This is a genomic window from Brenneria salicis ATCC 15712 = DSM 30166 (assembly GCF_003315515.1).
Lineage (GTDB): Bacteria > Pseudomonadota > Gammaproteobacteria > Enterobacterales > Enterobacteriaceae > Brenneria > Brenneria salicis.
Genome location: NZ_QNRY01000031.1, coordinates 1 through 14,013, shown reverse-complemented (window position 1 = coordinate 14,013; position 14,013 = coordinate 1). Strand labels below are relative to the sequence as shown.

The 14,013-nt window shown below is 52.4% G+C and carries 15 protein-coding genes; 14 read left to right on the top strand and 1 reads right to left on the bottom strand.

Going from position 1 to position 14,013, the window contains the following annotated elements:
- Positions 1 to 46: 46 nt before the first annotated feature.
- The 14 genes from pabC (at position 47) to DES54_RS12860 (ending at position 12,817) form a co-directional block, all read left to right on the top strand.
- Entirely contained in the window at positions 47 to 844 is a 798-nt protein-coding gene (gene pabC, locus DES54_RS12925) for an aminodeoxychorismate lyase (protein WP_113868017.1), read from the top strand.
- Between the two features lie 14 nt (positions 845 to 858).
- Positions 859 to 1,878, top strand: coding sequence for an endolytic transglycosylase MltG (gene mltG / locus DES54_RS12920; protein ID WP_113868015.1), 1,020 nt, complete (start codon positions 859 to 861; stop codon positions 1,876 to 1,878).
- Positions 1,868 to 2,539, top strand: a complete 672-nt coding sequence (tmk, locus tag DES54_RS12915; protein WP_113868013.1) for a dTMP kinase — start codon at positions 1,868 to 1,870, stop codon at positions 2,537 to 2,539. Before mltG ends, tmk begins: the two co-directional genes overlap by 11 nt.
- Positions 2,539 to 3,552, top strand: a complete 1,014-nt coding sequence (gene holB / locus DES54_RS12910; RefSeq protein ID WP_113868011.1) for a DNA polymerase III subunit delta' — start codon at positions 2,539 to 2,541, stop codon at positions 3,550 to 3,552. Before tmk ends, holB begins: the two co-directional genes overlap by 1 nt.
- 19 nt (positions 3,553 to 3,571) lie before the next feature.
- Positions 3,572 to 4,369, top strand: coding sequence for a metal-dependent hydrolase (locus DES54_RS12905; RefSeq protein WP_113868009.1), 798 nt, complete (start codon positions 3,572 to 3,574; stop codon positions 4,367 to 4,369).
- 311 nt (positions 4,370 to 4,680) lie between these two features.
- On the top strand, positions 4,681 to 6,114 hold the full coding sequence (ptsG, locus tag DES54_RS12900; RefSeq protein WP_113868007.1) for a PTS glucose transporter subunit IIBC: 1,434 nt from the start codon (positions 4,681 to 4,683) through the stop codon (positions 6,112 to 6,114).
- 257 nt (positions 6,115 to 6,371) lie between these two features.
- Positions 6,372 to 6,722, top strand: coding sequence for a purine nucleoside phosphoramidase (gene hinT / locus DES54_RS12895; protein WP_113868004.1), 351 nt, complete (start codon positions 6,372 to 6,374; stop codon positions 6,720 to 6,722).
- An 11-nt stretch (positions 6,723 to 6,733) separates the two neighbouring features.
- A complete protein-coding gene (locus DES54_RS12890) occupies positions 6,734 to 7,117 on the top strand; it encodes a YcfL family putative periplasmic lipoprotein (protein WP_113868083.1) in 384 nt (127 codons plus the stop codon).
- A 21-nt stretch (positions 7,118 to 7,138) separates the two neighbouring features.
- Entirely contained in the window at positions 7,139 to 7,714 is a 576-nt protein-coding gene (gene lpoB / locus DES54_RS12885) for a penicillin-binding protein activator LpoB (RefSeq protein ID WP_113868002.1), read from the top strand.
- Positions 7,695 to 8,555, top strand: a complete 861-nt coding sequence (gene thiK, locus DES54_RS12880) for a thiamine kinase (protein ID WP_113868000.1) — start codon at positions 7,695 to 7,697, stop codon at positions 8,553 to 8,555. Before lpoB ends, thiK begins: the two co-directional genes overlap by 20 nt.
- A 70-nt stretch (positions 8,556 to 8,625) precedes the next feature.
- On the top strand, positions 8,626 to 9,648 hold the full coding sequence (nagZ, locus tag DES54_RS12875; protein WP_113867998.1) for a beta-N-acetylhexosaminidase: 1,023 nt from the start codon (positions 8,626 to 8,628) through the stop codon (positions 9,646 to 9,648).
- 73 nt (positions 9,649 to 9,721) lie between these two features.
- The gene (ycfP, locus tag DES54_RS12870; RefSeq protein WP_113867995.1) at positions 9,722 to 10,264 is read left to right on the top strand and encodes an alpha/beta hydrolase YcfP; all 543 of its coding nucleotides are present in this window, start codon (positions 9,722 to 9,724) and stop codon (positions 10,262 to 10,264) included.
- A 314-nt stretch (positions 10,265 to 10,578) separates the two neighbouring features.
- The gene (locus DES54_RS12865) at positions 10,579 to 11,883 is read left to right on the top strand and encodes an NAD(P)/FAD-dependent oxidoreductase (protein ID WP_113867993.1); all 1,305 of its coding nucleotides are present in this window, start codon (positions 10,579 to 10,581) and stop codon (positions 11,881 to 11,883) included.
- A gap of 394 nt (positions 11,884 to 12,277) precedes the next feature.
- Positions 12,278 to 12,817, top strand: a complete 540-nt coding sequence (locus DES54_RS12860; protein ID WP_113867991.1) for a glycine zipper 2TM domain-containing protein — start codon at positions 12,278 to 12,280, stop codon at positions 12,815 to 12,817.
- Between the two features lie 109 nt (positions 12,818 to 12,926).
- Here DES54_RS12860 and DES54_RS12855 read toward each other — a convergent pair whose 3' ends face one another.
- Positions 12,927 to 13,847: a glutamate/aspartate ABC transporter substrate-binding protein gene (locus DES54_RS12855; RefSeq protein ID WP_113867989.1), complete on the bottom strand. Its 921-nt coding sequence runs from the start codon at positions 13,845 to 13,847 to the stop codon at positions 12,927 to 12,929.
- Positions 13,848 to 14,013: the final 166 nt, after the last annotated feature.

Here is a 14,013-nt window from a genome sequence, read left to right as displayed (position 1 = left end):
TGGTTTACTGGCAATCTAATGGCTTTTGGCTGAAAGGGAGTAAGGCATGCGTTGGATAAATGGTCAGCGGCAGGAAATGTTGCCGGTTTCAGACCGTGCTACTCAGTACGGCGATGGCTGCTTTACCACGGCCAGAGTTGACGAGGGGCGGATTATCTGGCTTGAACGTCATATCGTGCGCCTGCAACACGCGGCTGAACGTCTGATGTTGCCGCCTGTTGACCGGACGCTGCTGAGCGCGGAAATGATACAGGCCGCGCAGGGATGTCGGCAAGGCGTGGTAAAAGTCATGCTGACGCGAGGTCAGGGGGGCAGAGGATACGGTGCTCAGGGTTGTACGCAGCCGACGCGTATTGTTATGCAGGCTGACTATCCCGCGCATTATGTCCGCTGGCGTGAGCAGGGCATTCGTTTGAACCTGAGTCCTGTCGCGTTGGCAAAAAATCCACTGCTGGCCGGCATCAAGCATCTTAATCGGCTGGAACAGGTTTTAATTCGACTGCATCTTGAGGGGACATCCGCCGATGAGACGCTGGTGCTTGACACTTCCGGCGCTCTGGTGGAGTGCTGTGCGGCCAATTTATTCTGGCGTAAGGGAAATCAGGTTTATACGCCGGATTTATCCTATGCCGGAGTCGATGGCGTAGCCCGACAGCATATTCTTTCGCTGCTGGCCGTCGCTGATTTTGAGGTACACATTGTCACTGAACCGTTGAGCGCACTCGAAGAGGCTGATGAGGTTTTAGTCTGTAACGCATTAATGCCCGTTATCCCCGTAAACCAGGCGCACGTCTGGTGTTATCGCTCCAGAGATCTCTACCGGTTTCTGAGCCCTAACTGTTAGACGATGGTTGATTTATGAAGAGAAAGAAGATTGGTGTACTGATAGTCGCTTTGCTGCTGTTGGCGAGTCTGCTTCTGTGGCAGAAACTTCAGCGGTTTGCCGGTTCGCCACTCGCGATTGAACAAGAAACGATTTTTACGCTGCCAGCGGGGACGGGGCGTGAAGGGTTGGAAACGTTATTGCTGGATCAGAAAATCATAACCGAAGGAACCTTCTTTCCCTGGTTGCTGCGTACCGAGCCAGAACTGGCAAAGTTTAAGGCCGGAACATACCGCTTTACCATCGGTATGACCGTCCGTGAGATGCTGGCGTTGTTAGCCAGCGGTAAAGAAGCTCAGTTTTCTATTCGGTTTGCTGAAGGGTCACGACTGAGAGATTGGCTCGAAACCTTGCGTCAATCGCCCTATATTAAACATGAACTGCATGATAAAAGCATGCAGGAAGTGGCGATTGATCTTGGTATAAAAGATACACCCAACCCGGAAGGATGGTTTTACCCGGATACGTATCTGTATACGGCGAACACTACCGATCGGGCACTGTTGCAACGTGCTCACCAGCGGATGAAGAACACTATCGATGAAGTATGGCAGGGTAAAGAAGACGGCTTGCCTTACAAAACGCCGGATGAGTTACTTACTATGGCCTCGATCATTGAGAAAGAAACGGCGGTCAGCGAAGAGCGCCCTCAGGTGGCCTCGGTTTTTGTTAACCGTCTGCGCATCGGCATGCGTTTACAAACCGATCCAACGGTTATTTATGGCATGGGAGAGGCGTACACAGGAACGATTACCCGTAAGGCGCTGGATACGCCAACGCCTTACAATACGTATATCATCTCCGGTCTACCGCCAACGCCGATTGCCATGCCAGGCAGAGCGTCGCTGGAAGCCGCCGCGCATCCGGCTAAAACGTCATATCTCTATTTTGTGGCCGATGGCAAAGGCGGGCATCGTTTCACCACTAACCTTGCCGATCATAACCGTGCTGTGAGGGTATATCGCTCAGCGCTAAAGGAACGGGATGAACAGTAAATTTATTGTTATTGAAGGTTTGGAAGGCGCAGGGAAAACCACCGCCCGCGAGATTGTTGTCGAAACGTTGCGGACATACGGTATACAGGACGTTATTTTCACGCGTGAGCCTGGCGGTACGCCGCTGGCCGAGAAGTTGCGGGAATTGATCAAGCAAGGCATGGCGGATGAAAAGGTGACGGACAAAGCAGAAGTGCTGATGTTGTACGCCGCCAGAGTGCAATTGGTCGATAACGTCATCAAGCCTGCGTTAGCCAACGGTCAGTGGGTGATTGGCGATCGACACGATCTCTCTTCGCAGGCTTATCAGGGCGGAGGACGCGGCATTGATCCGCAGTTGTTGCTGTCATTGCGCGATACCGTGCTGGGCGACTTTCGGCCAGATCTGACGCTTTATCTTGATTTGCCGCCCGCCATCGGGCTGCAACGGGCGCGGGCGCGTGGGGAACTGGATCGCATCGAACAGGAGTCGTTGGCGTTCTTTGAACGTACACGCGCCCGCTATCAGGCGTTGGCCACGCAAGAGCCTGATATCGTCACCATCGATGCTTCTCAACCGCTGGAAAACGTCAGTGCGGCTATTCAGGCAACCTTGCGGGAATGGCTGCAACAGCAGGGGTTACCTCAACAGCCCGTCGCGCTTTCTCAGGATTGTGACTAATGGATTGGTATCCGTGGCTTAACGCGCCTTACCGTCAGTTGATCGCGCAATATCAGGCGGGAAGAGGACATCACGCCATTTTGCTGCATGGGCTGACCGGCATGGGCGGTGACTCGTTGGTCTATGCGTTGAGTCGCTGGCTGATGTGTCAACATCCCGCCGGCGTGAAAAGCTGCGGCAAGTGTCACGCCTGTGATTTGATGATCGCGGGGACACACCCTGACTGGTATACGCTCAGCCCGGAAAAAGGGAAGCAGAGTCTGGGCGTTGATGCCGTGCGTGACGTGTTGGATAAACTTTATCAGCATTCACGACAAGGCGGCGCTAAAGTGATTTGGCTGCCTTCTGCCGAACTTTTGACCGAAGCTGCGGCCAATGCGTTGCTGAAGACATTGGAAGAACCGCCGCAAAGCACCTATTTTCTGTTTGGCTGCCGCGAACCATCGCGTCTATTGGCGACGATGCGCAGCCGTTGTCTGTATCAGTATCTGGCGGTGCCAGACGAAACCCAGAGCGTGCTATGGTTGAACTCGCGTCATAGCAACGACACGCAAGCGATACGCACCGCGTTAAGGTTGCAGGCGGGCGCGCCGCTGGCCGCCGAGTCGCTGTTGCGACCGGAGCGCTGGAAACAACGTGGCGCGTTGTGTCAGGGGCTGCTTGGCTCGCTTGTTTCACACGATATGCTCTCACTAATTTCCCTGCTAAATCATGATGATGTCGATGAACGTATTCATTGGTTGAGTTCATTGCTGCTGGATGCGATAAAATGGCAGCAAGGCGCGGGTGAACATCGGGTTAATCAGGATCAGGCAATACTGGTTGAACGTTTAGCGCATGAATCCGCCAACGCCCAATTACAGTATGAACTGCGCCAATGGTTGGTTTGCCGACAAAAGTTATTGACGGTGACCGGTGTTAACCGTGAACTGCTGTTGACGGAACGGCTGCTTGATGCTGAACAAAGCCTGTCCGCCACGGTTCAGCGACATTTTCATCCATTCTCTGCTTAATCAATTTTGAGTAAATACCATGTTGTTAGTTGATTCCCACTGCCACCTTGACGGACTGGATTATCAGTCGTTACATAAAGACGTGTCTGACGTGCTTGAGAAGGCGAAAAGCCGCGAGGTCGGTTTCATTCTGGCGGTAGCGACGACGTTGCCGGGTTTCCGCGCCATGACGGAACAGATCGGCATGCGGGATAACGTGGCGTTTTCCTGCGGTGTCCATCCTTTGAATCAGGATGAACCCTATGACTATGCCGAACTGCGTCAGTTGGCTGCTTCCAGCCTGGTGGTGGCGATGGGAGAAACGGGGCTGGATTACTATTATCAGCAGGAAACCAAAGCGCAGCAGCAGGCGTCTTTTCGCGAGCACATTCGTATAGGCAATGATTTGCATAAGCCTGTTATCGTCCATACCCGTGCGGCGCGGGAAGATACTCTCGCCATTCTGAAGGAAGAACAGGCAGAGAAGTGCGGCGGCGTGTTGCATTGCTTTACCGAAGATCTGGCTACGGCCAGAACGCTGCTGGATATGGGGTTCTATATTTCCTTTTCCGGTATTATCACGTTCCGCACTGCGGAAGCACTGCGTGAAGTTGCGCGCTACGTGCCGTTGGAGCGCATGCTGATTGAAACCGATTCCCCCTGGTTGGCGCCGGTTCCTTACCGCGGACAGGAAAATCAGCCTGCCTATGTTCGTGATGTAGCGGAATATTTAGCCGTGCTGAAAGGGACGACGCTGGAAACGCTGGCGGCTGTCACGACAGATAACTTTTACCGGCTGTTCCACATCGATCCCGCACGGTTGACCATCACGCGATAGTGGTCGAAAATAACAAACTTTTTTTATCTGTGTAATTAATCATGATTCATAGCGATCATGTTCTGGTGTTTTCTCGTCAGAATTGACTATTTTTTAGCTAAATATCACAAATAAGCTTAATTTATGCGCTGTTTTGACCGGTCTACTCATGGAAACGTGATAGCAATCAAACATTGTGCATGCTATTTATTTTACTCTGCGTAAAAATTAAAGGGAGCTAAGACACCCCAAGATGCAAAGGATTTTTTCCTCCCCTTTGCCGATATGCAGTATCAGCAGTAAAGCACTATTACTCAGGAGTACACTCAATTATGTTTAAGAATGCATTCGCAAACCTACAGAAAGTAGGTAAGTCGTTAATGCTGCCCGTTTCCGTATTGCCTATCGCAGGTATTCTGCTGGGCGTCGGCGCGGCCAATTTTAGCTGGTTACCCGCGGTGGTATCCCATGTTATGGCGGAGGCGGGTGGGTCCGTTTTCGCCAATATGCCGTTAATCTTCGCTATCGGCGTTGCTCTGGGATTTACCAATAATGATGGTGTTTCCGCACTGGCGGCGGTCGTTGCCTACGGCATTATGGTGAAGACTATGGCGGTGGTTGCGCCTCTGGTGCTGCACTTGCCGGCGGCTGAGATTGAAGCTCAGCGCCTGGCGGATACCGGCATACTGGGCGGGATTATCGCCGGTTCTATCGCTGCGTATATGTTTAACCGCTTTTATCGCATTAAATTGCCGGAATATCTCGGCTTCTTCGCGGGCAAGCGCTTTGTGCCGATTATTTCGGGCTTGTTCGCCATTGTACTCGGTATCGCGTTGTCCTTTATTTGGCCGCCGGTCGGTCGCGCTATCCAGACATTCTCCCAATGGGGCGCGTATCAGAACCCGGTGCTGGCATTCGGTCTGTATGGACTGGTAGAACGTTCTTTGGTGCCTTTTGGCCTGCATCATATCTGGAACGTGCCTTTCCAGATGCAGATTGGCGAGTTCACCAACGCGGCCGGTCAGGTATTCCACGGTGATATTCCGCGTTACATGGCGGGTGACCCGACGGCGGGCAAACTGTCAGGCGGCTTTCTGTTCAAAATGTACGGTCTGCCGGCGGCGGCTATTGCTATCTGGCACTCCGCCAAACCGGAAAACCGCGCTAAAGTCGGCGGTATCATGATCTCCGCGGCATTGACCGCGTTCCTGACCGGTATTACCGAGCCTATCGAGTTCTCTTTCCTGTTCGTGGCGCCGATCCTGTATGTCATCCACGCGATCCTTGCTGGCCTGGCTTTCCCGATCTGTATCCTGTTGGGCATGCGCGACGGCACAAGTTTCTCGCATGGCTTGATCGACTTCGTCGTGTTGAGCGGCAACGGCAGCAAGTTGTGGCTGTTCCCTATCGTCGGGCTGGGCTATGCGTTGATTTACTACACGATTTTCCGTGTATTGATCGTCAAGCTGAACCTGAAAACCCCTGGTCGTGAAGATTCGTCTTCGGAGCAGACCGCTCAGAATAGCTCGGAGATGGCGGCGGCGCTGGTCAGCGCTTTCGGTGGTAAAGACAACATCACCAATCTGGATGCGTGCATCACACGTCTGCGGGTTAGCGTGGATGATGTATCGAAAGTCGATCAGGCTGGTTTGAAACAACTGGGCGCTGCCGGGGTGGTGATCGCCGGTTCCGGGGTTCAGGCCATTTTTGGTACGAAATCCGATAACCTGAAAACCGACATGGATGATTACATTCGTCAACACTGATCGGTTATTGGGAAATATCAGGGGCGCAAGCCCCTTTTTTCATGGTTGCCGTCAGCACGCCCTCGCAGCCAGTGGATTGACCATCTACGAGGGAATAGCATCCCGCCGGGAGGGAACGCGAAATTAGCGCGCGTCAGACCTGTCGTATTTTAATCATCCGCGTCAGAAATAGACGAAGAAGGTTGAAAGAAATGGAATATGTCACTCATACTGCCTATACGACTTTGATCTGCGTTTGTTTAAAAAGGAAATCAATCATGGCTGAAGAAACCATTTTTAGTAAAATCATCCGCCGGGAAATTCCTGCCGATATCGTTTATCAGGACGAATTGGTAACCGCCTTTCGTGATATTGTGCCACGCACGCCCACCCATATTCTGATCGTTCCTAATGTATTCATTCCGACCGTCAATGAAGCCAGCGCTGAACACGAAGCCGCGCTGGGACGCATGATCACCGTCGCCGGAAAAATTGCCCGTCAGGAAGGCATTGCGGATGAAGGCTATCGTCTGATTATCAACTGCAACCGCCACGGCGGGCAGGAAGTCTATCATATTCATATGCACCTGCTGGGAGGTCATCCATTGGGGCCTTTGCTGGCTGACTAATGGAGTTTGCGATGCGTAATACCATGATGCGGTGTTTGTCGCTGCTGTTGATGGCGGGCGTACTTTTGGCGTGCAGCACGCCAAAAGTGCTGACGATCAATGAACGGCAAACGTTGGTAATGGATGCGCCGCTGTTATCAGCCGGAGTTACGGCCGATGCGCCTTCTCTTGGTCTGGAAAACGGTAAACGCCGAACGTCATCTGTGGTCAGCAACGATGCGCAACAGCCTGTCACTGTGCATTACCGTTTCTATTGGTATGATGACAATGGGTTGGATATCTTGCCGTATGACGATGTACAAACGCTTGTGCTCCCGCCTCAGACGGAAATAACAATTTCTTCAACGCGCAGCAATCCTGATGTGCGTCAGATCCGCCTTCATCTATTTTTATAATGGTGTGTTGAGAGAGGAAACATGAAAAAGTATCTAGGGGTAGCGCTGGCCGTGTTGGTATTGACGGGGTGTCCGAGTCGTCCGCCGGAGCCTGTTGAACCGCCCGCGACCATTGAGCCCGTCGAACCGCCTGCTCCGGCGACGCCGCCGCCGGGCGAGCAAGTTCCGTCTCCGCCAAAAATTCAGACATTAAACTGGGAAGCCAGCATCGACCCGCTGGTTGCGCAAATGTTGAAAGCCGATGGCGTGACGCAAGGCAGTATCCTGTTGCTGGATAGCGTGAAAAACAACACCAATGGATCGCTGCAAACGGCAAAAGCCAATAGCGCGTTGTATAACGCCTTGTCGTCCGACAACACCTTCACGCTGGTGCCGCGTGAACAGTTGGCGGTGGCGAAGCAGACGCTGGGATTATCCGTGGATGACAGTTTAGGTTCGCGTAGCAAGGCCGTTGGGTTGGCGCGTTATGTCGGCGCGCAATATGTGTTGTACAGCGACGTGAGCGGCGACGTGAAGTCGCCGACCATCGATATGCAGTTGATGCTGGTGCAGACGGGCGAAATTATCTGGTCGGGCAATGAAAGCATTCAACAGTAAACCGCAGCTTACTGAACTTGTGCGGCACTATTTTCCGGCGGTTGATACCGCCGGTTTTCATTTCGAACCTATCAGCGGCCTCAGCAGTGAAAGCTGGCGTATCTCCGGGCCGGATATCGAATGGTTGGCGCGTCCGCAATCGGCATGGGGCCGGCAGACCGGCACCGATCGTCAGCGCGAGTTTCATCTGTTGCGCCGGATGAGCGCCGTTGGATTAGCGCCGCGTCCGCTACTTTGGCGATGCGACTGGTTGCTCATTGAATGGGTGCCAGGGCGTATCGCCACGGCGGACGAATTTGCCGACTTGCTGGTCAATGGCACGCTGGCGGGCGTATTATCCCGAATTCATCAGCAGCCGTGCAGCGGTTACCCGTTGGATCTCAGAGCGCTGTTCGCCCGACACTGGCAACAGATGGATGCGCGGCGCCGCTCGCCAGCGTTGCTGCGTCTGCACCAGCATTTCCAACGTTCGTCCTGGCCGACGCCATTGGCTTATGCGCCGTTGCACCTGGATGTTCATGCTGAAAATCTGTTGGTAACCGAACCGGGTATCATGCTTATCGATTGGGAATATGCTTCGGACGGAGATATCGCTTTTGAGATGGCGTTCATCTTTCGTGCGAATCAGATGGACATCCCCGCGCAACTTGATTTTTTAGCGGCATATCAGCGGCATCGCCCTGGATTGTCTACCAGACGGCTTTATCGGCATGTTATGCAGTGGTTGCCCTGGGTCGATTATTTGGTCTTGATGTGGTTCGAAGTCCGCTGGCGGCAAACGCGGCAGGACAGATTTTTGCGGGCGCTCCCAGCCTTGCGCCGGCAACTGGGGCTAAATTGAATCCCAAGCCGGGCAATGATAAGGGGCGTTTTTTGATTGGCGTAATTAAACAGCAAAGAATGAGGTTGGTGTGGGTCCGGTAATGTTAGATGTTGCCAGCTATCAGCTGGATGCGGAAGATCGCGAAGTATTGGCGCATCCGCTGGTCGGCGGCGTGATTTTATTTACCCGCAATTTTCATGATGCGGAACAATTGCGTGAACTGGTGCGGCAGATCCGTGCCGCCGCGCGTACGCGTCTGGTGGTGTCGGTCGATCAGGAGGGCGGACGTGTTCAGCGTTTTCGCGACGGGTTTACCCGTTTACCGGCTGCGCAGGCGTTTGCCGCGTTGAATACGGAAACCGAAGCGCAACGGCTGGCGCAAGAAGCGGGTTGGCTGATGGCGGCAGAGATGATTACGATGGATATCGATATCAGTTTCGCTCCGGTGCTGGATATTGGTCACCAGAGTGCGGCCATTGGCGAGCGTTCCTTCCATGCCGAACCGCAAACGGCGCTGATGATGGCGCAACGTTTTATTCGTGGTATGCATAGCGCGGGAATGAAAGTGACGGGCAAGCATTTTCCCGGTCACGGCGCAGTGAGCGCGGATTCTCATAAGGAAACGCCGCACGATCCTCGCCCGCTGGAGACGATCCGTGCGCACGATATGTTTATTTTCAGCCAGTTGATTGAGCAACAGCAACTGGACGCCATCATGCCCGCTCATGTGATTTATACCGCCGCCGATCCGCGTCCGGCCAGCGGCTCAGCGTTCTGGTTAAAACAGGTATTGCGTCAGGAGCTCAATTTCAATGGCGTTATTTTTTCCGACGATCTGTCAATGGAAGGCGCGGCGGTGATGGGGAGTTACCCCGAACGCGCTCAGGCTTCGCTGGATGCGGGATGCGACATGATTCTGGTTTGCAATAACCGGAATGGCGCAGTCAGCGTGCTGGATAATCTGTCCCCGGTCAAAGCGGAGCGGTTATCCAATTTATATCATCAGGGAAAGTATTCCCGCAGGCAGTTGCTGGATTCGCCACGCTGGAAGCTGGCGAATCAGACGCTGACGGCGCTCAGCGAACGCTGGCAAGCGTATAAATCTGCCTGATTACGTTAACAAGGCTACACTTTATGCGCGGGTGTTAGCCACGGCGTGTGCGTAAACAGTGGTGAGGATAGCGATGATTATCTATTTACATGGTTTTGACTCAAACAGCCCCGGTAACCACGAAAAAGTGTTACAGCTACAGTTTATCGATGAGGATGTTCAGTTGCTCAGCTACAGCACGTTGCATCCGCGTCATGATATGCAGCACCTGTTGAAACAGGTGGATAAAATGATTCAGCATGCCAACGATGAACGTCCACTGATATGCGGGGTAGGGCTTGGCGGTTTTTGGGCTGAACGGGTGGGGTTTCTGTGTGATATCCGGCAGGTGATATTCAATCCCAACCTGTTTCCGCAGGAAAACATGATCGGCAAAATCGATCGCCCGGAAGAGTATCTGGATATCGCCACCAAGTGCGTGGCGAATTTCCGTGAGAAGAACCGAGATCGTTGTCTGGTGGTGCTGTCGCGTCAGGATGAAATGCTGGATAGCCAGCGTAGCGCGCAGGTGTTGGGTAACTACTATGAAATCGTCTGGGATGAGGTTCAGTCACATAAATTCAAAAGCATTTCACCACACCTGCAACGCATGAAGGCGTTTAAGACGCTGGGGTGATGACTTGAATCAGTACCCTGTCTTTTTGCTGCAACAGGAGAAAGCATCATCCGGGCTTTCTCTCCCGCACCGTGGTTTGCCTGACGCCAGCCCATTTTTTTGCTGTGCATAATCGGCTAATCGACTGAAAAGCTGATAGGTTTCAGCTTGCTCCTGAAAATAAATTGATATATATCAATTTTGGTATGACCAAATGACCTGCCGTGATATTCTTTCCGCAGATACCAAGTTTAACTTACGCGAACCCTATGTAATATAAGGATATTATTCCTTTACCCTTTATTAACTATCGGTTCACATTTTAGGGGGTCATTTTGACATCACCAACCAAAAAAATCGTTATTGTCGGCGGGGGAGCCGGCGGACTAGAACTGGCGACCAGCCTGGGTCACAAGTTAGGCCGCAAGAAAAAAGCGGAAGTGACGCTGGTTGATCGTAACCATAGCCATTTGTGGAAACCGTTGCTGCACGAAGTGGCAACCGGATCGCTGGATGACGATATGGATGCGCTGAGCTATCTGGCACATGCCCGCCATCACTTCTTCCAGTTCCAACTTGGCATGTTGACGGATATCGATCGCGAGCAGAAGAACATTCAACTGGCGGAAATCTGTGACGAGCAGGGTGAATTGCTGGTGGCCGCCCGAAAAATTCCTTACGACATTCTGGTGATCGCGTTAGGCAGTACCTCGAACGACTTTGGTACGCCGGGGGTAAAAGATCACTGTATCTTCCTGGATAACCCCAAACAGGCCAGGCGTTTCCACAACGAAATGTTGAATCTGTTCCTGAAATTCACCGCCAGGACAGATGAAAAAGAGCAGGTGAATATCACCATCGTCGGTGGTGGCGCGACCGGCGTCGAACTGTCCGCTGAATTGCATAACGCGGTGAAGCAGCTACACAGCTACGGTTTTGATGGGCTGGGTAAGGAAACGCTGAATGTGACGCTGGTTGAAGCCGGTGAGCGCATCTTGCCTGCGTTGCCAGCACGTATTTCAGCAGCGGCGCATCAGGAACTGACGAATATCGGCGTTCGTGTTCTCACCAAAACCATGGTGACCAGCGCCGAGGCTGGCGGTCTGAATACCAAAGACGGCGAGTTTATTGAAGCTGACCTGATGGTATGGGCCGCCGGGATTAAAGCACCGGATGCAATGAAAGAAATTGCCGGTCTGGAAACCAACCGCATCAACCAGCTAGTGGTTGAACCGACATTGCAGACCACCCGCGATCCTGATATTTTCGCCATTGGCGACTGTGCTTCCTGCCCGCAGGAAGGCGGCGGTTTTGTACCGCCGCGTGCGCAGGCCGCGCACCAGATGGCCTCGCGCTGCCATAGCAATATCGTGGCGCTGTTGAACGGGCAGGCGCTGAAGCCATATGTGTATAAAGACCACGGCTCGCTGGTATCGCTGTCCAAGTTCAGTACAGTAGGGAGCTTGATGGGTAACCTGATGCGTGGTTCGGTGATGGTGGAAGGACGCATAGCGCGTTTTGTTTACATTTCCTTATACCGTATGCATCAGATTGCGCTGCATGGTTATGTGAAGACCGGCCTGATGATGCTGGTTGGCGGCATTAACCGGGTGATCCGGCCGCGTCTTAAACTGCACTAATTCTCTGATATCGCAGCACCGGGCCAGCGTTTATCGAGTGTCCTTCAATGTCTGTCCTGTCGTTCAAGACAGGACAGACGGTTGTCCCTTCGTTTTTCCTCAGAATAAAATAGCGCTTATTACCTATTCACGTTAAGACAATTCTCAAATGATGGTTTTATGTTACGAAAGTGACATTTTTGGTTAATTAGTCTTATTGCGAGGTTAATAAACATTGTGCAGACTCTCCACTGTTTACAGACGGCGTTGCGCGCACGCCGCAAATCCTGAATGACATCATTTGGGAGGCGCCATCGGTTCCATCGCTTATCACGCGAGGCGTAATAAAGATAAAGCATCGTTATTACGGGATTGTGGATGGGGAATGCGCGGAAATATATTCGGGAGGTATCCTGTGAACAAATCAATGTTAGCGGGTGTAGGTATCGGTGTGGCTGCGGCATTGGGTGTGGCAGCCGTGGCGAGTATGGATGTTTTCTCATCTAAACCGCAGTATGCGCAGGTACTGACGGCAACACCAATTAAAGAAACGGTGAAAACGCCTCGCCAGGAATGTCGTAACGTCTCAGTAACGCATCGTCGTCCTGTTCAGGATGAAAATAAGATTGCAGGGTCTGTTCTGGGGGCGGTTGCGGGGGGCGTACTGGGGCACCAATTCGGCGGTGGGCGCGGTAAAGATGTGGCGACGGTTGCGGGCGCTTTAGCGGGCGGTTATGCCGGTAACCGTGTTCAAGGCAGTATGCAGGACAATGATACGTATACCACCACGCAGCAACGTTGCCAGACGGTATACGATAAATCGCAGAAAGTGCTGGGCTATGACGTGACTTATAAAATTGGCGACCAGCAGGGCAAAATCCGCATGGATCGCGATCCTGGAACACAGATTCCCGTGGATAGAAACGGTCAGTTGATTTTGAATCAACAGAGTTAACACCCGGTACGGCTTTTCTCTATGCCGCCCAGATAGCATTGTTATCAGGGCGGCGTTTTCTTTTATCACGCGCTTGTCACGCGATACCTGCCTGAAACCATGTCGTCGCCTACAGGATACGATCGTTCGGTGCTTTGAACAGCGCTTTCATCTCATCCGACATAGTAAAATTCATGTTAATGTTTTTGGGCGGGATCGGCTGAGTAAACCAGCGCTGATACCATTTTTCCGCTTCGCCAGACATTTGCGCATCGGCGATAGTCTCATCCATCAGCTTCTTAAAGACAGGATCGTTCTTGCGCAACATACAGCCATAGGCTTCGTTGGATTGCGGCGTCCCCACGATTTCCCATTGATCGGGTTTCTTCGCCTTGGCGCGTTCACCAGCCAGTAATGGATCATCCATGTAAAAGGCTACCGCCCGTCCGCTTTCCAGCGTGCGGAAGGCGTCGCTGTGATCCTTGGACGAAATGATGCGCATCTTCATGTTGTTTCTATCATTCAACTGGTTGAGCAGAATTTCGTTGGTGGTGCCGGAAGTCGTGGTGACGGGTTTTCCTGACAGATCCTGAAAGTCTTTGATGCCGCTGCCTTTTTTAACCAGCAACTTTCCGCCGACGATAAAGATGGAGTTGGAGAAAGCTACCTGCTGCTGACGTTCCGCATTGTTGGTGGTGGAGCCGCATTCAAAATCAATCGTGCCGTTTTGCAGCAGAGGAATCCGCGCCTGGGAGGTGATTGGCACCATTTTTACCGTCAGGTTGGGCATAGCCAGTTGTTTTTTTACCGCCTCGACAATCGCATTCGAGTATTCCTGGGAGTAACCGACGACCTTTTGGTTATTATCATAGTAGGAGAAGGGAACGGAGGATTCACGGTGTCCGACGACGATGGTTCCGGTATCCTTGATTTTTTTGAGCGTATCGGTCTGCATTATCCCTGTTTTGGCGTTGGCGTTGGCGTCTGCGGCATAGGCCGTATTGGAAGCTATCCCGATCAGCAGTAATGGAACCAGTGTTTGTACTTTCATTATGTACTCCATTGTTATGTGGGAATGTCGCATAAGAACGATTTCTCAGGCGCGTTTCCCAGTCCCTTAGTCTAAATAACTGCGCCTATTACCGCTCCACTTTTGTTAGTCCAGGTTTGTTGCCTGGGAAAGGTGATGCGGTTTTAATAAATTGTCTGACATTTTT